Raw genomic sequence first — 20,459 nt, forward strand, 5'->3', positions numbered from 1 at the left:
CCCACCCCTATCAGACCCCCGCGGCCCCCCGCAGTCGGCGCATGAAGCGGGTGGGTGACGGAATATGGGCCAGCAAGCCCGCCGCCTTGTCGGCCCGGCCCGTGACCTGTCCGATCACCTTGCCCACGCTCATCACATTGGCGATGCGCCGGTCCAGGAAGGCCCAGCTGTCGGTCAGCTCATCGGAGCGGTCATCCAGCCAATAAAGCGTGGTGGCGGTGACGACGCCGGCCAGAAGCAGGCGCTTGGTATAGAAATTATAGTCGACGGAGGTATCGCCGACGGCACGCCAAGCGGCATCGACCGTGGCATAGACAAGCTGCGGCCCGCGCGTGGCATTCTGCGGTAGGGACAGCAGGCTGCTGGCGCGGCGCACCGCCTCGCGATAGGGGATCAGGATTTCCAGGCGCTTGCGCACGGCCAGGGTCACCCGTTCGCGTACCTTCAATGCCGTCAGGTCGGTGCCGGCCAGGGCGTCCACCATCTGCCGGTCGGCCCAGTCGCTGAACCAGCAGGCAGCTTCCACCGGGCCACCGGGGAAGGCGGCATCGGCCTCCTGCGCGTGGAACCCGGCGGCTTCCGCCCCGCGCCGCAGGGTGGTGCCGGTCCAGCCATCGAACGCCACATCGGGCAGCATGGCCACCAGGATCGCATCCTTGCGCGCGGCCAGGGCGGCCTGTGCGCGGGTATAGGCATCCTGCGGCGGCGGTGTCGTGGCGTCGGTCATCATATGTCTCCCTGCCGGCGTGTCAGCGCGATGGCGCCAGCACGTCGGGTCCGAAAAACTTCTGCTCTTCCATATAGGTCAGCGTGGCCAAGCTTTCCATGCGGTCCAGATAAAGGACGGCGTCCAGATGATCCAGCTCATGCTGGATCACGCGGGCATGGGTGTTCGCGGCCTCGCGTTCCACCAGATTTCCATCCAGATCATAGCCGCGGTAGCGGATGCGGCGATAGCGTGGCACGACGCCGCGCAGGCCGGGGATGGACAGGCACCCTTCCCAGCCCAGCACCGTTTCGGCCCCCACGGGCACGAATTCCGGGTTGATCAGGACCTGCGGCCCCATGGCCGCATCGCCCTGGTCGCCCGTGGCGCGTTCCGGCGGTACCCGGAAAACGATGATGCGGCGGGACACGTCGATCTGCGGGGCGGCAAGGCCGATGCCGGGCGCATCGAACATGGTCTCCACCATGTCGGCTGCCAATTGCCGCAACCCATCGTCGAAACCGCCGGCCACCGGTACCGGGATTGGGTCGGCGACACGGCGCAGGACGGGGTTGCCCATGCGGACGATGGGAAGCACGGCCATGGAAAAGGCTCCGAAAAAGGGGGCGATTCGGCTATATCGCTATTGTGAGGCCCAGGGCGGGGCGATGCAAGGCAAGGAAAAGCGTGCCCCCTGTGGCCGCATGCCCGCCATTCCGCATGAATCTTCACAAGGATGCGCTGCGGGTCTTCACAAGCCCCACCGGCATGTGTATAACCCCGCCGACTGGATCGGGCGATGGCGCGACCTTCATGGTCTCGCGTTGCCTTTGTCTTTGTTTTCAACCCTACCCGCAAGTGCTGGCCCTGGCTGGTGTGAGCGCACGATTGGAGTGGATGTCCCGTGCAAGTTCTGGTTCGTGATAACAACGTCGATCAGGCACTGCGCGCGCTGAAGAAGAAGATGCAGCGTGAGGGCATCTTCCGCGAAATGAAGCTGCGCCGCAATTATGAGAAGCCGTCGGAAAAGCGCGCTCGCGAAAAGGCTGAAGCCGTTCGCCGCGCCCGCAAGCTGCTGCGCAAGCGTCTGGAGCGCGAGGGCTACTAATAGCCCTCCCTGTCCACCAGACAGATTGCCAGTTGGCCGTAAAGGCCACGGGATTGAATGCCGCCCCTGGGAAAGCCCGCGGGCGGCTTTTGGTCTTTCTGGGGGTGCGGTATGATGGTTGCTCCGTCCCGCCGCCAAGGCCTGTCCGATGCCCCGCCGCCCAGCCGATTCCCATATTTTCTGGCGTGATCCCGCCCTTGCCCATCTGGAAGCGCGGGAGGTCATGGATGGCCGCACCGTCTGTTACGTGCCGCATTCCCATCCGACCTTTTCCATCGGCGCCATCACGGGCGGATACAGCGAATATCTGACCGGCACCGACCGGTTTGAGGCGGCCGAAGGCACCGTCGTGCTGATGAACCCGGAAATCGTGCACGCCTGCAACCCGGTCAATGACCACCCCTGGTCCTACCGCATGCTGTATGTGGATACCGGCTGGCTGGCGTGTGTGCAGGGGCTGCCGGCGTTCCGGCCCTTTGGCGCCGTGATCAGCCGCGATCGCGATCTTTATGCCGACCTGATGGCCCTGTTCGATCTGCTGTTCGATGACGGGGTTGAGGTCGCGGACAAGGAAGCCGGAGCCTGCCGTTTCTTCTCATTCCTGGCGGAACGTGTGGATGGGGCCGGACTGCCCCTGACGGAAAGCCATGACGCCCTGGCGCGGGCTGCCGATTACATTACCCGTCACTGCACCCGTGATTTACGGGTGGAGGAGGTGGCGGCGGCGTCGGGCCTGTCCCCCTCCTATCTGATCCGGGCGTTCAAGGCGCGTTACGGCCTGACCCCGCATGCCTATCAGACCAATCAGCGTATCCGGGTGGGGCAGGCGGGGTTGCGGCGGGGAGAGGCCATTGTCGATGTGGCGCTGGATGCCGGATTTGCCGATCAGGCCCATTTCCAGCGGGTGTTCAAGGCGCATGTTGCCGCCACGCCGGGCCAGTATGGGCAGCAGGGTCAATCCCGTTCCCGCAGACGGTAATGGAAGGCTTTGGGCTGCGTCGCCTCACGCTCGATCATCTCCCGCATCCGATCTTCGGCCCCCGCGATCAGGTCGGGGATCAGGTCCGCCTCCGGCAGGTTCTTCCAGTATTTCTTGGGCATTTCCGACTGCATGGCCCGCACCTTCAACCGGGCCGGGTTGAAGATATGGGCGAAGTAGGTGCGCCAGAGATCGTCCGTATCGTCGATCAGGTCGGGCTTTTCCGAAGGTTCGTCGGATAGGGTCAGTTGCTGCCCGTCCCAGGCAGCCGATCCCTTGGGTGTGGCGATGATCCAGTCCATGTCGGTGAAGCGGCGTTGGAAAAAGCCGGCTGTGCGGCCCACGATGTAATTGTCCGGTTCAAACCAGGCGGCGAAGCGGCGGCGGCCATCCTGCGGCGGTCCCATTTCCTTGAACCGGACAAAGGCCTTCATCTTGTGCGCGTCGCGGCGGATGGCCTTGGTCAGGGTTTCCGCCCGCGCCACATCCGCATCCGACGGGTTGGACAGCAGCGCCTTTTCCCGCTGCACCCGCCACAGCAGACGGTACAGCAGGGCGAAGCGCGCCGGGTCGACATGGCAGATGACGGCATCGGCCAGGGTCAGGAAGGCGGCAGGCACCGTGGGTGCGGGCAGTGACGGGTCGGGCGGGGGCAGGGGATCGTCGGCCATGCCGAACAGGTCGGCCCCCGCATCCCGCACCCGCCATTCCACATCGCCCGGTCCCACCCCGGCCCGCAGCAGGGCGCGGGCCGCATCCCGCCATTCCGCCAAATCACCGCGTCCACGCAGGGACAGGCGGATCATCCGAACAGGCTCAACTGCTTGGGCTTGGGCGCGAACAGGTCGCGCAGATCGGTGCGGTCGGTCAGGCGCAGGGGTGACCAGCCCTCCGCCATGATGAAGGGCCGCACCTTGCGCACCCCCACGCCCAGCCGTTCCAGATCCTCCAGCCGCAGGTTCTTGTGCCGCCGCGCCGACAGGATGGAGGGCACGGACTTGGTGCCCAGGCCCGGCACGCGCAGCAGCATTTCCTTATCCGCCCGGTTTACATCCACCGGGAATCGGTCGCGGTTGGCCAGGGCCCAGGCCAGTTTCGGATCGATATCCAGCTCCAGATTGCCGTCTTCCCTGACCGACGTGATCTCCGCCACGTCGAACCCATAGAACCGGTAGAGCCAGTCCGCCTGATACAGCCGGTGTTCACGCATCAGGGGTGGGCGCGACAGGGGCAGGACGCTGGAGGCATCGGGAATGGGGCTGAAGGCCGAGTAATAGACGCGGCGCAGACGGAACCGGCTGTAGAGATTGGCGGACGAGCCCAGGATGGTGGCGTCGGTCGTGTTATCCACGCCCACGATCATCTGCGTGCTTTGTCCGCCCGGTGCGAAGCGGATGCGCCGCTTGGTCCGCAATGTTTGTTCCTTCGACGCCTCGATCCTGACCGACAAGTCCGACATGGAGCGGCGGATGCGGGCCGGATGCTTTTGCGGTGCAAACTGCTCGATGCTCTGATCGGTCGGCAGCTCGATATTGATCGACAGGCGGTCGGCATACAGCCCCGCCTCCTCGATCAGTTGCGGCGATGCCTCCGGGATGGTCTTCAGATGGATATAGCCGCGGAAATTATGGATCGTGCGCAGGTCCTTGGCCACGCGGACCAGTTGTTCCATTGTATAATCGGAAGAGCGGATGATGCCCGACGACAGGAACAGCCCCTCAATATAGTTGCGGCGATAGAATTCCAGGGTCAGCCAGACCACTTCGTCGGCCTTGAATCGCGCCCGCTCCACATTGCTGGACGACCGGTTCACGCAATAGACGCAGTCATAGATGCAGAAATTGGTCAGCAGGATCTTCAACAGCGAGATGCAGCGCCCGTCGGGTGCATAGGCGTGGCAGATGCCCATGCCTTCCGTCGATCCCAGCCCGCCGCTGGCCGACGAATCGCGCCGCTGGGTGCCGCTGGATGCACAGGACGCATCATATTTCGCGGCATCGGACAGTACGGCGAGACGTTGTTTCAGCGATTTGGCCATGGTCCGAACGGGCAGGGGGAAGGGATTTTGTTCATGATATGTTCGTGGATGTCCACGTCAACAATCTTGAACTATGCCCCCCGTCCTGAACGGCAAGGCACCCCTATCCGCGCCGGGGGAACAGGACCGTGAAGCAGGTGCCATCGCCCACCCGGCTGTCGACATCGATGCGCCCGCCCAGACGCTGCGTGACCAGATTATAGACCAGATGCAGGCCCAGGCCGGTGCCGCCCGCATCGCGCCTTGTCGTGAAGAACGGATCGAAGATGCGGGGCAGGGTGGCGGCGTCGATGCCGTTGCCATCATCGGCCACCGACAGCTCCGCCCACCCTGCCTGTGTTTCGGCGGGGCGCAGGCGGACCCGGATGGTCCCGCCATCCCCCCGACCCGTGAAGGCATGGGTCAAGGCGTTCATCACCAGATTGGTGACGATTTGCGCGATAGCGCCGGGCGTGCTGTCCACTTCCAGCCCTTCGACCAGATCGGCCTCCAGCCGGTGGGGAACGCGACGCAACTGCGGCTGCAAGCTGCGCAGCACCTCCCCCAGATAATCGCCCAGGTCGAAGCGGCGGACCTGATCGGTGGTCTGGTCCACGGCCACCTGCTTGAAGCTCTGCACCAGATCGGCGGCGCGGGTAATGTTGCCCAGCACAAAGCCCATCGCCTCCGTCGCGGAGGCCACGTAATCCTCCAGCAGGCTGCGGCGCAGGGACCCGTCGCGATAGGCGGCACCGAACCGTTCGGTATCCTGGGCAAAGGCTGTCGCCGCCGTGACCGCGACGCCTAGCGGCGTATTGATCTCATGCGCCACACCCGCCACCAGCCCGCCCAGGGCCGCCATCTTTTCCGCCTGGATCAGGTCGCGCTGCGTGGCGCGCAGCCGGTCCAGGGTGCGGGACATCTCCTCCGCCGTCAGGCGCATGACGTCGATGCCCTGGCCTAGCCCCATGGCCCGGCCATCGCCATCCACCAGGACGAAGCCACGGTGCAGGGCGTCGGGCTTCTGTTCCGCAATCAAGGCGTTCAGGGCTGATAGGCCGGTCTCCAGCGGCACCAGCAGCGGTTCCCGGTCGGCCAGATGTGTGACGGCGCGGCGGGCATAAAGGTCACGGCCATAACGCTGGGAGAAATGCAGAAGGAAGGTGGCGCGGTCGGCCAGCGCAAGCGGACGACCGCCCGCATCGGCCACGATCACGCCGGGCAGGGTAGGGTCAGCCTGGAACAGTTCGGCCACGCTGCCGCAGCGTGTTTGTTCCGGCACCGACGGTACGGTGCGGCACAGCCGTGCGGCTGTCCAGGCCGCGTCCGTCATCTCCCCGCCTGCTGCCGGGTCCTTGTCCCTGTCCCGGTCCAACCATTCCCCCGCTGCTGGGATCGTGTTCGGGTGTGATGCCAGAAAGCCATGACGGATTCGTGACGGGCGCGCTACCCTCAACCGCCCTTCATCACCGTCAGGGCAGCATCCCAGTAAGGGACCGGCCCGAACCGGCCCGCCAGAAAATCCACAAAGGCCCTGACCTTGGGGCTGAGATGGCGGTTGGCGGGATAGACGGCGTGGGCGGCCAGCGGGCTGGGCAGCCAAGCATCCAGCAAGGGGATCAGCCGTCCCGCCGCCAGCGCATCGCCCACGATGAAGGTGGGCAGCAGCACCAGCCCCTGGCCGTGCAGCGCCGCCTCGCGCAGCGCGTCACCATTATTGGCGCGCAGCCGCCCCTTCAGACGCACATTCTGCGTCTCCTCCGATCCAGGTGCGGTGCGGAAAGTCCATTGATCCGGGTTCTGGACATTGGTGTAGATCAGGCAATCATGATCGGCGATGTCGGCGGGGCTTTGCGGCGTGCCGCGCCGGGCCAGGTAATCGGGGCTGGCGCAGATCACGGCGCGCACGGGAAAAAGGCGGCGGGCCACCAGCGAACTGTCCTTCAGCCGCCCGATGCGCACCGCCAGATCATAACCTTCCTCCACCAGATCGACGAACCGGTCGGACAGGTCCATATCCACGATGACTTCCGGGTACAGGCCCATGAAATCGGCAATGGCGCCTGACAGGTGGACAAAGCCGAACGACATGGGGGCGGCCAGTTTCAGGACACCGCGCGGGGCCGCATGCTGGCTGGCCACCGACCGTTCCGCCTCCTCCAGCGCGTCCAGCGCCTGGGTGACGCGTGCATAGAAGCCCTCGCCCACCTGGGTCAGGCTGATATGGCGGGTGGTGCGGTTGAACAGGCGGGCACCCAGACGCGCCTCCAACTCCCCGATGCGGCGGCTGGCGGCGGATTTCGACAAGCCCAGCTTTTCAGCGGCCCTTGTGAAGCTGCGCCCCTCCGCCACCAGCGTGAACAGCCGCAGATCCTCAAGCCTGTCCATTTTGGCCCCCATGATTGTCCCGCCCAGCGGGACAAAGCTGTTCGAAATTGGACCATTATCGGGAATGATGCAACCGCCTATCTTTCTCTCAACAGCGCAACACACCGCACCTTATGGAGAGCGAAATGAGCAAGGTTCTGGTCCTCTATTATTCCTCCTACGGCCATATCGAGACGATGGCCAAGGCCGTTGCCGAGGGTGCGGCCTCTGTCGCCGGCACCGAAGTGGTGGTCAAGCGCGTGCCGGAGCTGATCCCGGAAGAGGTTGCCAAGCGGTCTGGCATCAAGCTGGAACAGGATGCCGCCGTCGCCACCGTGGACGAGCTGCCGAACTATGACGCCATCATTTTCGGCACGCCCACCCGCTTTGGCATGATGGCCAGCCAGATGCGCAACTTCCTGGACCAGACCGGCGGTCTGTGGGCCAAGGGTGCGCTGATCGGCAAGGTCGGCTCGGTCTTCGTGTCAACGGCGACCCAGCATGGCGGTCAGGAGGCGACCCTGCTGTCCTTCCACACCAGCCTGCTGCACCATGGCATGGTCATCGCTGGATTGCCCTACAGCTTCGGCGGTCAGACCCGCCTGGACGAGGTGACGGGCGGCAGCCCCTATGGCGCCACCACCATCGCCGGCGGCGACGGTTCCCGCCAGCCGTCGGAGAATGAGCTGGAAGGTGCGCGCTTCCAGGGTGCCCATGTGGCCCGTCTGGCGGCAAAGCTGTCGGCCTAACGCCTGTCCCTCAAACGCCGGGCGCCGTCGTCCGGCGGCTTGGCTCACGGCGCATGTGCGCCGGGCCGGCAGTCGCCGGCCTCCGATGGTCATGGGGTCATGACCATCGGGTTTTATTCCATGACCGTAACGGTCCTTGCAGCGTTGCCAGTCCGGGGCGCTGCCGGGAGCCATCAAGGAGAAGTGTCATGATCGAACATCGCCCCTTCGCCGGCCTGGGTAAGGCCAACCATGGCTGGCTGCGCGCCAATTTCCACTTCAGCTTTGCCGGCTATCACAATCCGTCGCGGGTCCATTGGGGACCGTTGCGGGTGTGGAACGATGATACCATCGACAGCAATACCGGCTTTGACCCGCATCCCCATCAGGATATGGAAATCATCACCTATGTTCGCAAGGGCGCCATCACGCACCAGGATTTCCTGGGTAATGAGGGCCGCACGGAAGCGGGCGATGTGCAGGTGATGTCGGCGGGCACCGGCATCGTGCATGCCGAATATAACCGCGAACCGGGAGAAACCACCCTGTTCCAGATCTGGATCATCCCCAACAAGCGTGGCGTGAAGCCGCGCTGGGAAGCCGCGAAGTTCCCCAAGGGCACCGATGCCCAGGGCCAGCTGCGCGTCCTGGCATCGGGCCGGGATCAGGATAAGGACAGCGGTGCGCTCTATATTCACCAGGATGCTGCACTTTTGGGTGGAACCTTGCCGGCGGGTACGGTGTTGACCCATCGGTTGGGTGATCGGCTGGCCTATCTGGTCCCCGCCCGGGGCAAGGTGAAGGTCAATGGCCTGACCCTTGATGCCCGCGACGGCGCCGCGGTGAAGGACGAAGAAGTCCTCACCATCGAGGTGCTGGAAGAGGCCGAACTGATCCTCGCTGATCTGCCGCGTGCGGCCTGATCGGCAGGGTCCACCATACCGGGGCCGGCTCCCCCATCCCCCTGAAGGCCGGTCCCGGTTTCAAAGGGCGGCGTCCTCCCCCCGGACGCCGCCCGTTTTATTTTGGGCACTATGCTGCGCGCATCCGTCCCCTTGGCGGCGGGGGCGGTTGATGCCAGTTATCGGTGCAGGATAACGCCAAGGAACCATCCCCGTGACCCATCCCGACAGTCCCGCCCCGCCCGCCGGTGACCCCGTGGCTGCCCGCCTGATGCTGCTGGCCGGCCTGTTCGGGGCGGTTGCGGTGGCGGCGGGGGCCTTTGCCAGCCATGGGCTGTCGGCGGTGCGGGATGCGCATGCGGTCGACCTGTGGAAAACGGCCAGCCAGTATCAGATGGTCCACGCCCTGGCCATCCTGGTGCTGGCCCCGCTGCGACGTGCCCTGCCGGGTCAGACGCGGTGGCTGGCGGCGGCGGGCCTGTGCTTTGCCGTCGGCTGCGTACTGTTTCCGGGCGCGCTCTACGCGCTGGGCTGGTACGGGCCGTCGGCCATGGGGGCCGTGGCGCCCATCGGTGGGCTGTGTTTCATCCTGGGCTGGCTGCTGACCGGGATTGCGGGTCTGCGCAGCGCGGGTTAGGGCCGCGACGGGAACAGGCGCCGCATCAGAGACAGAACCTCAATCGGTGCGTCGCCCTTCAGGGCATAGAAAATGGTTTGTGCCTGCCGACGGGTTCGCACCAGCCCTTCCTGCCGCAGTATGGCCAGATGCTGGGACAGGGCGGACTGTGACAGGCCGACCAGTACCTCCATCTCCCCCACTGATTTCTCGCCATGAGCCAGGTGCAGAAGTATGCACAAGCGCCGTTCATTGCCCATGGCCTTCAGCAGGGCAGCGGCGGCGTCGGTCTTGACAGGCAGTGTCATGGCATCCATAGCCAACGGGAAACTGGACCATCCCACGCCCCCGTCAAGCCCAGGGTCCAGAAGATTTTCCGGAAAAAGGGGAAAGCCCATGGATGCCGCCATCCATGCCGATGTCACGCTGGATTGTTCGGGTCTGAAATGCCCGATGCCGGTGCTGCGCGCGGCCAAGGCGCTGCGGGGCATGATTGCCGGTCAGGTCCTGTCCGTGACGGCGACCGACAAGGCAGCGCCCAAGGATTTTCAGACCTTCTGTGCCGAAGGCGGGCACATATTGATTGCGACCGATGTCCTGGGTGACACACCCCAGGGGCAGTTGGTACGGTTCACCATCAGGCGTGGCGGCTGATCTGTCGCAAAGACAGAAAACGGGTCACCGCCCATGATGGAATTGGCGACAGCCGGCGCAAAAGACCGGCGGGCCAGATTTGAGGAAATGACCGGGGACGCCGCATCGCATGAATACGCTGCTTTTCTCCCATCCCGACTGCCTGGACCATGATACGGGCTATGGCCATCCCGAATGCGCCGACCGGCTGCGTGTCGTGCTGTCGGCGCTGGAGGATGAGGCCTTCATGTTCCTGGACCGGCGCGACGCACCCCTGGCCACGCGTGAGCAGTTGGAGCGGGTGCATCCGCCCGGCCATGTATCGGCCCTGCTGGACGCCATTCCCGCTGATGGTCATGGCAGCATCGATGCCGATACGGTTCTGTCACCGGGGACTGGCAAGGCCGCCCTGCGTGCTGCCGGGGCCGTGGTCGCCGCCGTGGACGCCGTGTGCGGCGGGGAGGCACGCAACGCCTTCTGTGCCGTGCGCCCGCCGGGGCACCATGCCGAACCGGATCAGGCCATGGGTTTCTGTCTGTTCAACAATGTCGCAGTGGGGGCGGCGCATGCCCGCGCCAATCACCGCATCCGCCGCGTTGCCATCATTGATTTCGATGTGCATCACGGCAATGGCACCCAGACCTTCTGCGAACAGGATGCCGACCTGTTCTATGGCTCTACCCACCAATGGCCGCTTTATCCCGGCACCGGATCGGTGAAGGAGAAGGGGGTGTTCGGCAATATCGTCAATGCCTGCCTGCCGCCCATGGCCGGCAGCCCGGAATTCCGCCACGCCATCCAATCCACGCTGATCCCGGCGCTGGATGCGTTCAGGCCGGATCTGGTGATGATCTCCGCCGGGTTCGACGCCCATATGCGCGATCCCGTGGGCGGGCTGGACCTGACGGAGGATGATTTCGTTTGGGTCACGCAGAAGCTGATCGAGGTGGCGGACCGTCACGCCAAGGGCCGTATCGTCTCCGTCCTGGAGGGGGGCTACGACCTGCGCGCACTCGCCAACAGCACGGCGGCGCATGTGAAGACATTGATGGTCGCCTGAGACTTCGTGTGACTGGCACTTGAACCGCTCGGCCAGGGGACATACAGTCCGGCCTTCCGAATGACAGTGCCGAAGCCATGACCGACCAGACCCTGCCCCCCGACATCGCCGCCCTCAGCTTTGAGGATGCGCTCGCCGAGCTGGAACGGATTGTCCGCCAGCTGGAGGAAGGCAAGGCCAAGCTGGACGATGCCATCCAGTCCTATGAGCGTGGCACCTGGCTGAAACGCCACTGCGAATCCCGGCTGCGCGAGGCGCAGGCCAAGGTGGACCGCATCACCATCGCTGCCGACGGCACCATCGGTGCCGAGTCCGCCCGTCTGGATTGAAAGCCTCCATCCCATGCCCTCCCTCCCCAAGACCCTGACCGCCGCCATGGCGGATACTGTTGAACAGGTCGAAGCCGCCATTGAGGTGCTGCTGCCGCGTAGCAACCTGATGGAGGCGCGCCTGTTCGACGCCATGCGCTATGGTTGCCTTGGCGGGGGCAAGCGTCTGCGTCCCTTCCTGGTCATGGAAAGTGCGCGCATGTTCGGGGTCAGCCCGGCCTGTGCCTTGCGCACGGCGGCGGCGGTGGAGTTCATCCACTGCTATAGCCTTGTCCATGACGATCTGCCCGCCATGGATGACAGCGAACTGCGCCGGGGCCGCAAGACAGTGCATCTGGAATTTGACGAGGCGACCGCCATCCTGGCCGGTGACGGGCTGTTGACCCAGGCGTTCGAGATATTGGCCGACCATGAGACGCATGAGGACCCGCAGGTCCGGTGCAAGCTGGTGGCGGCCCTGGCCAAGGCCGCCGGCCCGCGTGGCATGGTGGGTGGGCAGATGCTGGACCTGATCGCGGAGACGACGCCGCTGGATATCGGTGCCATCACCCGGCTTCAGCGGCTGAAGACCGGTGAGATGATCGCCTTTTCCGCCGTGGCCGGCGCCATCCTGGGCCGGGCGGGCGCGCCGCAGCATCACGCGCTGCAGGCCTATGCCCATGATTTGGGTCTGGCTTTCCAGATTGCCGACGATCTCCTGGATGTCGAAGGCACCCAGGATGAGGTGGGCAAGCCGGTGGGCCGTGACGGCGACGCAGGAAAAGCCACATTCGTGTCCATCCTGGGGCCGGAGCGGGCGCGCGATCAGGCACGCCGGCTGGCCGATCAGGCGGCTCAGCACCTTGAGATTTTCGGGGACCGGGCTGATATGCTGCGTCAGGTGGCGCATTATGTCGTTGAGCGGCGCACATAAAAACAAAGTAAGAGGTGGGGACAATGTCCCAGTCGAAGACGCCGTTGCTTGACCAGGTGAAGGTTCCCGCCGATCTGCGGCGGTTGCAGCCCGCACAATTGCGCCAGCTTGCCGATGAGCTGCGCAATGAGACCATTGATGCCGTCTCGGTCACGGGTGGGCATCTGGGGGCTGGTCTGGGCGTGGTCGAACTGACCGTGGCCCTGCATTACTGCTTCGACACGCCCGCCGACCGCCTGATCTGGGATGTCGGCCATCAGGCCTATCCGCACAAGATCCTGACCGGACGGCGCGACCGTATCCGCACCCTGCGCATGGGCGGCGGCCTGTCGGGCTTCACCAAGCGGTCGGAGAGCGAGTACGACCCGTTTGGCACGGCCCACAGCTCCACCTCCATCTCCGCCGGTCTGGGCATGGCCGCGGCGCGCGATCTGGCGGGGCGCACCAACAATGTCGTGGCCATCATCGGTGACGGCGCCCTGTCGGCCGGCATGGCGTATGAGGCGATGAATAATGCCGGCGCGTTGCAATCGCGGCTTGTCGTCATCCTGAACGACAATGACATGTCCATCGCCCCGCCGGTAGGTGCCTTGTCTGCCTATCTGTCGCGGCTGATCTCGTCCAAATCCTATCGCGGCTTCCGCGATTTCTCCAAACAGGTGGCCGAACATCTGCCGCGCCCGCTGCTGAACGCTGCGCGCCGGGCAGAGGAATATGCAAGAGGCATGGTCACGGGCGGCACCCTGTTTGAGGAACTGGGCTTTTACTATGTCGGCCCCATCGACGGGCATAATCTGGATCATCTGCTGCCCATTCTGGAGAATGTGCGCGACGATCCGCGCGGCGGCCCCGTGCTGGTGCATGTCGTCACGCAGAAGGGCAAGGGCTATGCCCCCGCAGAGGCATCGGCGGACAAGCTGCATGCGGTCGGCAAGTTCGACGTCATCACCGGCACCCAGGCCAAGCCCAAGGCCAATGCCCCCAGCTATACCCGCGTCTTTGCCGACAGCCTGATCAAGGAGGCCGAGAAGGACGAGAAGATCGTGGCCATCACGGCGGCCATGCCGTCGGGCACGGGCCTGGACCTGTTCCAGCAGAAATTCCCCAAGCGCAGCTTTGATGTGGCCATCGCCGAACAGCATGCCGTGACCTTCGCCGCCGGCATGGCGACCGAAGGCTACAAGCCGTTCTGCGCCATCTATTCCACCTTCCTGCAGCGCGGCTATGACCAACTGGTCCATGACGTTGCCTTGCAGAACCTGCCCGTCCGCTTCGCCATCGACCGCGCCGGTCTGGTCGGGGCCGATGGGGCCACCCATGCCGGCGCCTTCGACGTCGCCTACCTTGCCTGCCTGCCCAACATGGTGGTGATGGCGGCGGCGGATGAGGGGGAGCTGGTGCATATGGTGGCTACCTGTGCCGCCTATGATGCCGGCCCCATTGCCGTGCGCTATCCGCGCGGTGAAGGCGTGGGCGTGGACATGCCGGAACAGGGCGTGCCGCTGCCCATCGGCAAGGGCCGTGTCATCCGTGAAGGGTCCAAGGTCGCCATCCTGTCGCTGGGCACCCGTCTGGCGGAGGCATCAAAGGCCGCCGAGGATCTGGCCGCCCTGGGCCTGTCCACCACCGTCGCCGACGCCCGCTTTGCCAAGCCCATCGACATGGAACTGGTCGAACGGCTGGTGCGCAGCCATGAAGTGCTTATCACCATCGAGGAAGGCAGCATCGGCGGCTTTGGCAGCCATGTCCTGCACCATCTGGCGGTGGAAGGCCTACTGGAACTGGGCTGCAAGGTCCGCCCCATGGTCCTGCCCGATACCTATCAGGACCATGACAGCCCGGTGAAGCAGTATGAGGAAGCCGGCCTGCAGGCCCGTAACATCGTGGATACGGCGCTGAAGGCGCTGGGCGTTGAGGGAGTGGCGGCGGCGCGGGCGTGAAGGTTGCATGGGCGGGGGGCACCGTTATCCCTGCACATGCTCATACGCACTAAGTTGGTGAATGGCCCCCTCCCTGCGTCCCCCGCGAAAGCGGAGGTGCAGACCCAAGGGCTCCCAGCGTGGTTCTTGTGCCCCTGGGTCCCCGGTTCCGCAGGGAAAGCGCCTCAGTGCGAGAGGCTAACTTAATGCCTGTACGCAACGGCGAGGCCGTACGGGTGAGGCTCTGGCACCTTGCAAGCCGTGGCCGGACGGATAACATTGCCGCCATTCCACGACGGGGGAAGCTGTGAGCAGCGGAACGACGCGGCGGGAGCTGTTTCTGGCGGGTGGGGCTATTCTGGCCTTGGCCGGAAGCGGTGTGGGCGGGACAAAGGCACAGCAGGGGACAAGTATGTACGGATTGATCGGCCGCATGATCGCCACGCCGGGCAAGCGGGATGAACTGGCTTCCATCCTGCTGGAAGGCACCGCCGCCATGCCGGGGTGCCTGTCCTATATCATTGCCGCCGATCCCACGAATCCAGACGCGCTGTGGATCACGGAGGCGTGGGACAGCAAGGACAGTCACGCGGCCAGCCTGAAACTGCCGTCCGTTCAGGCCGCCATTGCCAGGGGCCGTCCCCTGATTGCCGGGTTCGACAGCCGGTCGGAGACCACGCCCCTGGGCGGTCATGGTCTGGTCAGGGTGGGGTAGGGGCCGGGTTCCCGAAGAAGTGCTGAAACGCCAGATCGGTGCGCACCGCATATTCGTTCTCGAATGACAGGATGCGGCGGGCCCATTGTTTCTGGCTGTCCAGCACCTTCTGAAAGAAGGGATCGGCCGACTTCGCGGCGATCACCTTGTCCCAGGCGGCAAGCTGCGCCAGCAGGACGCTGTCGGGTGTCTTGACGACATTCACCCCTTCGGCCTTCAGCGCCTCCAGATCGGCGGAGTAGCGGTCCATGGCCTTCCACGCCATGTCAGCGGATGATGCCTCCGCCGCGACGCGCAGGATGGTCTGCATCTCTTCGGGCAGGCCGTCGTAACGCTTCTTGTTGAAGATGATCTCGAACATCTCCGCCGACTGGTGGTATGAGCCGACCATATAGGTGCGGGTGACATTCTGGAACCCCAGCGCCCGGTCGGAGGAAGGGTTGTTGAATTCCGCCCCGTCCAGCAGCCCCCGGTCCAGGGCCGGCACGATATCGCCCGCCCCCATCACCGTGACGGCCACCCCCATCTCCCGCGCCAGCTCGGCGGCCAGCCCGACGGTGCGGTAGCGCATGCCCTGCATATCCGCCGGCCCTGTGATCTCGCGGTGGAACCAGCCCAGCGGCTGGCTGGGCATGGGGCCGGTGAGAAAGCCGACAAGGTCCAGCTTCAGCACCTGCTGCACCAACTCGTCATAGAGCGCCTGACCGCCGCCATATTTCACCCAGCCCAGCACATGGTCGGCCTTCCAGCCCAGCGCTGGTGGCGTTCCGAACAGGGAGAAGGCGGGGTGGCGGTTGTACCAATAGGCGGTGACGCCGTGCCCGCCATCCAGCGTGCCCTTCACCACCGCGTCCTGCAATTGCAACGGCCCGACCACGGCCCCTGATGGCAGCATGTCCAGGCGTAATCGCCCGCCCGCCAGCTTGTTGACCAAACTGGCGTAATCGCCCGCGAATTCATGGAAGATGTCGCGGGCGGGCCAGGTGGACTGAAACCGCAGGCTGACCGTCTGCGCGCGCGATACATTGGGCATGGACACGCCCGCCACTGCCATGCCGGCAGCGGCCCCACCGGCCCCCGTGATAAAGCGCCGCCTTGAGGCCCGTTCCGGCATCTCTGTCGCTGCCGTCTCTGGGCATTGGATGGGCTGCTTCATACGGCGGAACCTCTCGGCTTAACCCCTTTGATGGCGGGGATGGTAAACGCGAAGGGCGCCGCATTCAAATTCCCGTGCATCGCACAAGTGAATCTCGCGACCGCACAATGGTTCGGTGACCATGCCGGTCGGCTGCTTTATCCACCTGACCGAAAGAACCATCCCGAAAGGATGGTTAACGGGTGGGGCCGCGCGAATTTGCCCATCCGTGCGATGAGGGATTTATGCTAGGCTGACCTACTGCTTTCGTTTGGAGTCTTTCGACAGTGACCGTGCCCACCGATACCGGACGCAATGCTGCGCGCCCTGCTGCCGCCGACACGATGGCGGATGACAAGATCCAGTACAGCACCATGATCCCCTTCATCCTGGTCCATATTGCGTGCTTCGGCGCCATCTGGACCGGTGTGGCCTGGGAACATGTGGTTCTCGCCCTGGTCCTGTACGGCGCCCGGATGTTCGGCATCACGGGCGGGTATCACCGTTACTTCTCCCACCGCTCCTACAAGACGGGCCGGGTGGTGCAGTTCCTGCTGGCCTTTCTGGCGCAAAGCTCGGCCCAGCGCGGTGCGCTGTGGTGGGCGGCGACGCATCGACATCACCATAAATACTCCGACACGGAACATGATGTGCATTCGCCCCGCCACAAGGGCTTTTTCTATTCCCATATGGGCTGGATCTTCACGGAAAAGCACAATGGAGCAGATTACAAGACCATCGGCGACCTGACGAAGTTTCCGGAACTGGTCTGGCTGGACCGTTACTACTATCTGCCGCCAGTGCTGCTGGGTTTTGCCACTTGGGCGCTGTTCGGCTGGGGCGGTCTGGTCGTTGGCTTCCTGTGGAGCACCGTGGCGCTGTACCACGCCACCTTCTGCATCAATTCGCTGGCCCATGTGCTGGGCCGCCCGCGCTATCTGACGGGCGATGACAGCCGCAACAACTGGGCACTGGCCATCGCGACCATGGGCGAGGGCTGGCACAATAACCACCATCACTATCAGTCGGCAGCCCGTCAGGGCTTCCGTTGGTGGGAGATCGACACCTCCTACTATATCATCAAGGCCATGCAGGCCGTGGGCCTGGTCTGGGACGTGCACGAGCCGCCGGCATCGGTGGTCCGCAACGAACAGCGCCTGGGCACCAAGGTCATCGAGGCGGCGGCCGCGCAGCTGGCCAACAGCTTCCAGGTGGAAAAGCTGACCCAGCAGGTGCGTGAGGCCCTGGCCCACACGCCGACCCTGGCCGAGATTGAAGAGCGGGTGCGTCAGGCCCGCGATCAGGCCAAGGTCCGGGTGGAGGCGCTGGTCGCCAATATCCAGTTGCCGCATCTGCCGACGACCGATGAACTGCGTCAGCGTGCGTCGAACATGTTCGTGCGCACGCCCAGCATGGACGATATTGTGGAGCGCGCCCGCCAGATCCTGGTGGCCAATATCTGCACGCGTCTGGCCGGCGTTCCGGCCTGATCGTAAGGGGTAGGGCGGTTTTCGGTCAGCCGGAAACTGCCCCGGCAGCCCCTCAAGCGAACGAACAATTGTACAGGGCCGGCACCGTCAGTGCCGGCCCTCACTTTTGTTCCGTAAGGGCGATGCATATCCGACCCGTTGAATTACCTCGGGCTTTCCCCTTCCCTTCGCGGTTGCGGGACGTTAATTTACGCACCCAGGGGCGCCTTTGGACGATATGGATTTATGAACATGACCCGTTTTACCACCAGCCTGCTGCTTTCCGCAGCGCTGATCGCCGCGCCGGCAACGGTCCTGGCCCAGTCGGCTCCGCCTGCCGGTGCTGCTGATGCTCCGCGCGTCACCGGTGCCGCCGCTGGCGCCAACAAGGCCTCTTTCTTTGCTTCCGGCAACCTGATCCCGCTGGCTGGTGTTGCCGCTGTCGCGGCTGCCGGCGTGATCGCCGCTACCGTCGGCGGTGGTGATGATGAAAGCGGCCCGCCGGTCGCCACCAGCACCACGACCTCGACGGCGACGTCGACCCGCTGATCGGGCGGTTCGTTCCTGGTTTGAAAGCCCCGCTATCCATTGGATGGCGGGGCTTTCTTCTTTTGTGATGCCGGGTTAGAGCAGTTTACAGGCTACCGTAAACTGCGCCGGCGACGACGGCCGCCGCGCGGCCCATGCCGCGTTGCGCCCAAGCTGCGGATGCAGTGCCGGCGCTTGAGGAAAAAGAAAGGAAGGGGGCGCGTTTCCGATCACCGGAAATACGCCCCCGGAAAGACACCATGGAACAGACCGCCGATCTTGAGATTTTCGTGGTGACAACGCCCGGCCTGGAACCCGCCCTTTGCGCGGAGATGCAGGAGAAGGGGTTCGCAAAGCCGGTCATCGCCAAGGGCGGCGTCACGACGCACGGTCCCTGGTCTGAGGTCTGGCGCGCCAATCTGGAACTGCGCGGCGGGGCCCGCGTCCTGGCCCGCATCGGGTCCTTCCGCGCGATGCATCTGGCACAACTGGACAAGCGCGCCCGCAAGTTTCCTTGGGGGCAGGTGTTGCGCCCGGATGTGCCGGTGCGGGTGGAGGCTAGCTGCAACAAATCCCGCATCTATCACGCCGGTGCCGCCGCGCAGCGCATTGCCAAGGCGATTGCAGAGGAACTAGGCGCCCCCATCACCAAGGATGCCGAACTGGTGCTGAAGGCGCGCATTGACGATGATCTCTGCACCTTCTCCATCGACACATCGGGGGAGGCGCTGCATAAGCGCGGCTATAAGGAGGCGGTGAACAAGGCGCCGATGCGTGAGAATCTGGCCGCCATGTTCCTGCGCCAATGCGGGTACAATGGTACCGAACCGGTGGTGGACCCGATGTGTGGTTCCGGCACCTTCGTGATTGAGGCGGCAGAGATGGCCGCCGGCCTGCATCCCGGCCGCGCCCGCTCCTTTGCCTTTGAACAACTGGCCAGCTTTGACCCCGCCGCCTGGGCCAGCCTGCGCGGCACGGCCACCGCCGCCGACACGCCCCTGCGCTTCCATGGCAGCGACCGCGACGCCGGGGCCGTGAAGATGAGCACGGCCAATGCCGAACGCGCCAGCGTGGGGGGCATCACGACCTTCCGCGCCCATGCCATCAGCGATCTGGAACCACCCGAAGGCCCCCCCGGCCTCGTCATCGTCAACCCGCCCTATGGCGGCCGCATCGGCGACACGCGCCAACTCTACGGCCTCTACGGCGCCTTCGGCAAAACCATGCTGAACCGCTTCAAGGGCTGGCGCGTCGGCGTGATCACCAACGAGGCGGCGCTGGCCAAGGTGACCGAACTGCCCTTCCTGCCCACCCTGCCGCCCGTGTCGCATGGCGGGCTGCCGGTGACGCTGTACCGTACAGGGGTGTTGGGGGGCGGGTGAGGCGTGCAGCCAGCGCGTAAAGGTTGATTGTTCACGGCACGCCGGTAAATGATGGCCCTGTCACAAGGTGACAATCTGCCATTTTCCGGGGAGTGGCCGCATGAAGAAGCACCAACCGCCGCCCTATGCGCCGTTCCGGACAGCGGGTGCTGCCACCGTTCCGGTTCAACCCGCAATGGGACGACCTGGTTTTCCCGTGCCGGCTCATGCCGCTGTCTCTGTTCCCGGCACCTGCATTCCGGCAAACCGCCCCCCGTTTCCAGGGGCGGCTTCCATTCAGCCGGCTCTGAAATCAGCGCCACCAGCACCGTCCATCCGTCTTCAACCGCCGCCGCCGGGACCGATGGCCGTATCGTCATTGGCGGTGCAGCGCATGCAGGCCGTCGAGAGGCCGTCCCTGCGCGATATGCTGGCCCCGCACGGGTTTCCCAGTGATTACAAGCAGTTCATGTATAATGGCGGGCTCGTCTACAGGACGTCCTACAAGGAACCGCGTGCGGCCTGTGTGGAGGGCTGGACCAAAGCGGGCGTCGATCCCGATATCGTGAAGCACATGACTGTGGATCAGGGGGTCGGTTCTCCCTGGATATCCTGTTGCCGCGACATGATGGCGACCAAGGACCTGCTGGTGGAATATGGCGGGACCTACGGTAATTTCCTCTATGAGATCGAACTGGATAACTACCAGTCTATCGACGCCGAACTGGCCTACACCACCATCAAGCACAAGGACAAAAGCCCGTTCTTCTGGCAGCAGGAAGTGGCCGTGTTCAAACGGATCAGGGGCGATCAGGTTATTGCTGTCTGGATCAAGCGGGAAACGCCCGCCCAAAACGAACGCAAAGAGCCCTATTTCGCCAGCCTGTATGAACGCTATACGCGTGAGCAGGTTTTGCGCGGCCTCTGACGGGATCGCCAAAAGCAAAAAGCCCCGCTGGCGATCAGCGGGGCTT

General features: G+C 64.6%; 23 protein-coding genes. 15 read left to right on the top strand and 8 right to left on the bottom strand.

The features are described 5' to 3' along the window. Window positions 1-10 precede the first annotated feature (10 nt). Together ACT6Q8_RS14330 and def are read right to left on the bottom strand one after the other, a co-directional pair. Window positions 11-730: a COQ9 family protein gene (locus ACT6Q8_RS14330; protein WP_444733360.1), complete on the bottom strand. Its 720-nt coding sequence runs from the start codon at window positions 728-730 to the stop codon at window positions 11-13. Window positions 731-749: 19 nt separating this feature from the next. After that, window positions 750-1,310 (bottom strand): peptide deformylase, encoded by a 561-nt coding sequence (gene def / locus ACT6Q8_RS14335; RefSeq protein WP_444733361.1) that lies wholly within the window; start codon window positions 1,308-1,310, stop codon window positions 750-752. Between the two features lie 300 nt (window positions 1,311-1,610). Between def and rpsU the strand changes: the two genes are divergently transcribed. Both rpsU and ACT6Q8_RS14345 read left to right on the top strand, forming a co-directional pair. Further along, on the top strand, window positions 1,611-1,814 hold the full coding sequence (rpsU, locus tag ACT6Q8_RS14340) for a 30S ribosomal protein S21 (protein ID WP_054168849.1): 204 nt from the start codon (window positions 1,611-1,613) through the stop codon (window positions 1,812-1,814). Window positions 1,815-1,962: 148 nt separating this feature from the next. Next, a complete protein-coding gene (locus tag ACT6Q8_RS14345; protein ID WP_444733362.1) occupies window positions 1,963-2,793 on the top strand; it encodes an AraC family transcriptional regulator in 831 nt (276 codons plus the stop codon). Here ACT6Q8_RS14345 and ACT6Q8_RS14350 read toward each other — a convergent pair. The 4 genes from ACT6Q8_RS14350 to ACT6Q8_RS14365 form a co-directional block, all read right to left on the bottom strand. After that, on the bottom strand, window positions 2,769-3,599 hold the full coding sequence (locus tag ACT6Q8_RS14350; protein ID WP_054168851.1) for a TIGR03915 family putative DNA repair protein: 831 nt from the start codon (window positions 3,597-3,599) through the stop codon (window positions 2,769-2,771). The genes ACT6Q8_RS14345 and ACT6Q8_RS14350 overlap by 25 nt on opposite strands. Continuing rightward, window positions 3,596-4,831, bottom strand: coding sequence for a putative DNA modification/repair radical SAM protein (locus ACT6Q8_RS14355; protein ID WP_444733363.1), 1,236 nt, complete (start codon window positions 4,829-4,831; stop codon window positions 3,596-3,598). Before ACT6Q8_RS14355 ends, ACT6Q8_RS14350 begins: the two co-directional genes overlap by 4 nt. A 103-nt stretch (window positions 4,832-4,934) precedes the next feature. Further along, the gene (locus tag ACT6Q8_RS14360) at window positions 4,935-6,185 is read right to left on the bottom strand and encodes a sensor histidine kinase (RefSeq protein WP_444733364.1); all 1,251 of its coding nucleotides are present in this window, start codon (window positions 6,183-6,185) and stop codon (window positions 4,935-4,937) included. 77 nt (window positions 6,186-6,262) lie between these two features. Beyond that, the gene (locus tag ACT6Q8_RS14365; RefSeq protein ID WP_054168854.1) at window positions 6,263-7,198 is read right to left on the bottom strand and encodes a LysR family transcriptional regulator; all 936 of its coding nucleotides are present in this window, start codon (window positions 7,196-7,198) and stop codon (window positions 6,263-6,265) included. 125 nt (window positions 7,199-7,323) lie between these two features. On the opposite strand from ACT6Q8_RS14365, the gene wrbA reads away from it, so the two are divergent. The 3 genes from wrbA to ACT6Q8_RS14380 all read left to right on the top strand — a co-directional run bounded on the left by wrbA (window position 7,324) and on the right by ACT6Q8_RS14380 (window position 9,444). Beyond that, window positions 7,324-7,926: an NAD(P)H:quinone oxidoreductase gene (gene wrbA, locus ACT6Q8_RS14370; RefSeq protein ID WP_054168855.1), complete on the top strand. Its 603-nt coding sequence runs from the start codon at window positions 7,324-7,326 to the stop codon at window positions 7,924-7,926. Between the two features lie 188 nt (window positions 7,927-8,114). Further along, on the top strand, window positions 8,115-8,828 hold the full coding sequence (locus ACT6Q8_RS14375; RefSeq protein WP_054168856.1) for a pirin family protein: 714 nt from the start codon (window positions 8,115-8,117) through the stop codon (window positions 8,826-8,828). Between the two features lie 193 nt (window positions 8,829-9,021). Continuing rightward, entirely contained in the window at window positions 9,022-9,444 is a 423-nt protein-coding gene (locus ACT6Q8_RS14380; RefSeq protein WP_444733365.1) for a DUF423 domain-containing protein, read from the top strand. Here ACT6Q8_RS14380 and ACT6Q8_RS14385 read toward each other — a convergent pair. Continuing rightward, window positions 9,441-9,731: an ArsR/SmtB family transcription factor gene (locus ACT6Q8_RS14385; RefSeq protein WP_444733366.1), complete on the bottom strand. Its 291-nt coding sequence runs from the start codon at window positions 9,729-9,731 to the stop codon at window positions 9,441-9,443. The two genes, ACT6Q8_RS14380 and ACT6Q8_RS14385, sit on opposite strands and share 4 nt — an antisense overlap. A gap of 88 nt (window positions 9,732-9,819) precedes the next feature. Here ACT6Q8_RS14385 and ACT6Q8_RS14390 point away from each other — a divergent pair, with 88 nt between their 5' ends. The 6 genes from ACT6Q8_RS14390 to ACT6Q8_RS14415 all read left to right on the top strand — a co-directional run bounded on the left by ACT6Q8_RS14390 (window position 9,820) and on the right by ACT6Q8_RS14415 (window position 14,992). Next, a complete protein-coding gene (locus ACT6Q8_RS14390) occupies window positions 9,820-10,077 on the top strand; it encodes a sulfurtransferase TusA family protein (RefSeq protein ID WP_054168857.1) in 258 nt (85 codons plus the stop codon). A 109-nt stretch (window positions 10,078-10,186) separates the two neighbouring features. Further along, window positions 10,187-11,116: a histone deacetylase family protein gene (locus ACT6Q8_RS14395; protein WP_444733367.1), complete on the top strand. Its 930-nt coding sequence runs from the start codon at window positions 10,187-10,189 to the stop codon at window positions 11,114-11,116. Window positions 11,117-11,193: 77 nt separating this feature from the next. After that, a complete protein-coding gene (locus ACT6Q8_RS14400) occupies window positions 11,194-11,445 on the top strand; it encodes an exodeoxyribonuclease VII small subunit (RefSeq protein WP_054168859.1) in 252 nt (83 codons plus the stop codon). A gap of 13 nt (window positions 11,446-11,458) precedes the next feature. After that, entirely contained in the window at window positions 11,459-12,358 is a 900-nt protein-coding gene (locus ACT6Q8_RS14405; protein ID WP_054168860.1) for a polyprenyl synthetase family protein, read from the top strand. A 23-nt stretch (window positions 12,359-12,381) separates the two neighbouring features. Continuing rightward, window positions 12,382-14,298 (top strand): 1-deoxy-D-xylulose-5-phosphate synthase, encoded by a 1,917-nt coding sequence (gene dxs / locus ACT6Q8_RS14410; RefSeq protein ID WP_444733368.1) that lies wholly within the window; start codon window positions 12,382-12,384, stop codon window positions 14,296-14,298. A 391-nt stretch (window positions 14,299-14,689) separates the two neighbouring features. Continuing rightward, window positions 14,690-14,992 carry a putative quinol monooxygenase gene (locus tag ACT6Q8_RS14415; RefSeq protein ID WP_054168919.1) on the top strand — a complete coding sequence of 101 codons (303 nt, stop codon included), beginning with the start codon at window positions 14,690-14,692 and terminating at the stop codon, window positions 14,990-14,992. Here ACT6Q8_RS14415 and ACT6Q8_RS14420 read toward each other — a convergent pair. Next, entirely contained in the window at window positions 14,979-16,148 is a 1,170-nt protein-coding gene (locus ACT6Q8_RS14420) for a TRAP transporter substrate-binding protein (protein WP_082372444.1), read from the bottom strand. The two genes, ACT6Q8_RS14415 and ACT6Q8_RS14420, sit on opposite strands and share 14 nt — an antisense overlap. A 266-nt stretch (window positions 16,149-16,414) precedes the next feature. On the opposite strand from ACT6Q8_RS14420, the gene ACT6Q8_RS14425 reads away from it, so the two are divergent. The 4 genes from ACT6Q8_RS14425 to ACT6Q8_RS14440 all read left to right on the top strand — a co-directional run bounded on the left by ACT6Q8_RS14425 (window position 16,415) and on the right by ACT6Q8_RS14440 (window position 20,413). Beyond that, window positions 16,415-17,617: a fatty acid desaturase gene (locus ACT6Q8_RS14425; RefSeq protein ID WP_444733369.1), complete on the top strand. Its 1,203-nt coding sequence runs from the start codon at window positions 16,415-16,417 to the stop codon at window positions 17,615-17,617. A 231-nt stretch (window positions 17,618-17,848) separates the two neighbouring features. Further along, window positions 17,849-18,145 carry a hypothetical protein gene (locus ACT6Q8_RS14430; RefSeq protein WP_156344680.1) on the top strand — a complete coding sequence of 99 codons (297 nt, stop codon included), beginning with the start codon at window positions 17,849-17,851 and terminating at the stop codon, window positions 18,143-18,145. A 239-nt stretch (window positions 18,146-18,384) separates the two neighbouring features. Beyond that, on the top strand, window positions 18,385-19,506 hold the full coding sequence (locus tag ACT6Q8_RS14435) for a THUMP domain-containing class I SAM-dependent RNA methyltransferase (protein WP_444733370.1): 1,122 nt from the start codon (window positions 18,385-18,387) through the stop codon (window positions 19,504-19,506). A gap of 343 nt (window positions 19,507-19,849) precedes the next feature. After that, window positions 19,850-20,413 carry a hypothetical protein gene (locus tag ACT6Q8_RS14440; protein ID WP_054168866.1) on the top strand — a complete coding sequence of 188 codons (564 nt, stop codon included), beginning with the start codon at window positions 19,850-19,852 and terminating at the stop codon, window positions 20,411-20,413. Window positions 20,414-20,459: the final 46 nt, after the last annotated feature.

This window comes from Niveispirillum sp. (assembly GCF_052437035.1).
Lineage (GTDB): Bacteria > Pseudomonadota > Alphaproteobacteria > Azospirillales > Azospirillaceae > Niveispirillum.

Bases quoted from the DNA above. Each gene is read 5' to 3' on its own strand.
- wrbA (WP_054168855.1), top strand. From the start codon at position 7,324: ATGAGCAAGGTTCTGGTCCTCTATTATTCCTCCTACGGCCATATCGAG.
- ACT6Q8_RS14415 (WP_054168919.1), top strand. From the start codon at position 14,690: ATGTACGGATTGATCGGCCGCATGATCGCCACGCCGGGCAAGCGGGAT.
- ACT6Q8_RS14395 (WP_444733367.1), top strand. From the start codon at position 10,187: ATGAATACGCTGCTTTTCTCCCATCCCGACTGCCTGGACCATGATACG.
- ACT6Q8_RS14375 (WP_054168856.1), top strand. From the start codon at position 8,115: ATGATCGAACATCGCCCCTTCGCCGGCCTGGGTAAGGCCAACCATGGC.
- def (WP_444733361.1), bottom strand. From the start codon at position 1,310: ATGGCCGTGCTTCCCATCGTCCGCATGGGCAACCCCGTCCTGCGCCGT.
- ACT6Q8_RS14390 (WP_054168857.1), top strand. From the start codon at position 9,820: ATGGATGCCGCCATCCATGCCGATGTCACGCTGGATTGTTCGGGTCTG.
- ACT6Q8_RS14330 (WP_444733360.1), bottom strand. From the start codon at position 730: ATGATGACCGACGCCACGACACCGCCGCCGCAGGATGCCTATACCCGC.
- ACT6Q8_RS14430 (WP_156344680.1), top strand. From the start codon at position 17,849: ATGACCCGTTTTACCACCAGCCTGCTGCTTTCCGCAGCGCTGATCGCC.
- ACT6Q8_RS14405 (WP_054168860.1), top strand. From the start codon at position 11,459: ATGCCCTCCCTCCCCAAGACCCTGACCGCCGCCATGGCGGATACTGTT.
- ACT6Q8_RS14440 (WP_054168866.1), top strand. From the start codon at position 19,850: ATGGCCGTATCGTCATTGGCGGTGCAGCGCATGCAGGCCGTCGAGAGG.
- ACT6Q8_RS14420 (WP_082372444.1), bottom strand. From the start codon at position 16,148: ATGAAGCAGCCCATCCAATGCCCAGAGACGGCAGCGACAGAGATGCCG.
- dxs (WP_444733368.1), top strand. From the start codon at position 12,382: ATGTCCCAGTCGAAGACGCCGTTGCTTGACCAGGTGAAGGTTCCCGCC.
- ACT6Q8_RS14385 (WP_444733366.1), bottom strand. From the start codon at position 9,731: ATGACACTGCCTGTCAAGACCGACGCCGCCGCTGCCCTGCTGAAGGCC.
- ACT6Q8_RS14350 (WP_054168851.1), bottom strand. From the start codon at position 3,599: ATGATCCGCCTGTCCCTGCGTGGACGCGGTGATTTGGCGGAATGGCGG.
- ACT6Q8_RS14400 (WP_054168859.1), top strand. From the start codon at position 11,194: ATGACCGACCAGACCCTGCCCCCCGACATCGCCGCCCTCAGCTTTGAG.
- ACT6Q8_RS14345 (WP_444733362.1), top strand. From the start codon at position 1,963: ATGCCCCGCCGCCCAGCCGATTCCCATATTTTCTGGCGTGATCCCGCC.
- ACT6Q8_RS14365 (WP_054168854.1), bottom strand. From the start codon at position 7,198: ATGGACAGGCTTGAGGATCTGCGGCTGTTCACGCTGGTGGCGGAGGGG.
- ACT6Q8_RS14355 (WP_444733363.1), bottom strand. From the start codon at position 4,831: ATGGCCAAATCGCTGAAACAACGTCTCGCCGTACTGTCCGATGCCGCG.
- ACT6Q8_RS14435 (WP_444733370.1), top strand. From the start codon at position 18,385: ATGGAACAGACCGCCGATCTTGAGATTTTCGTGGTGACAACGCCCGGC.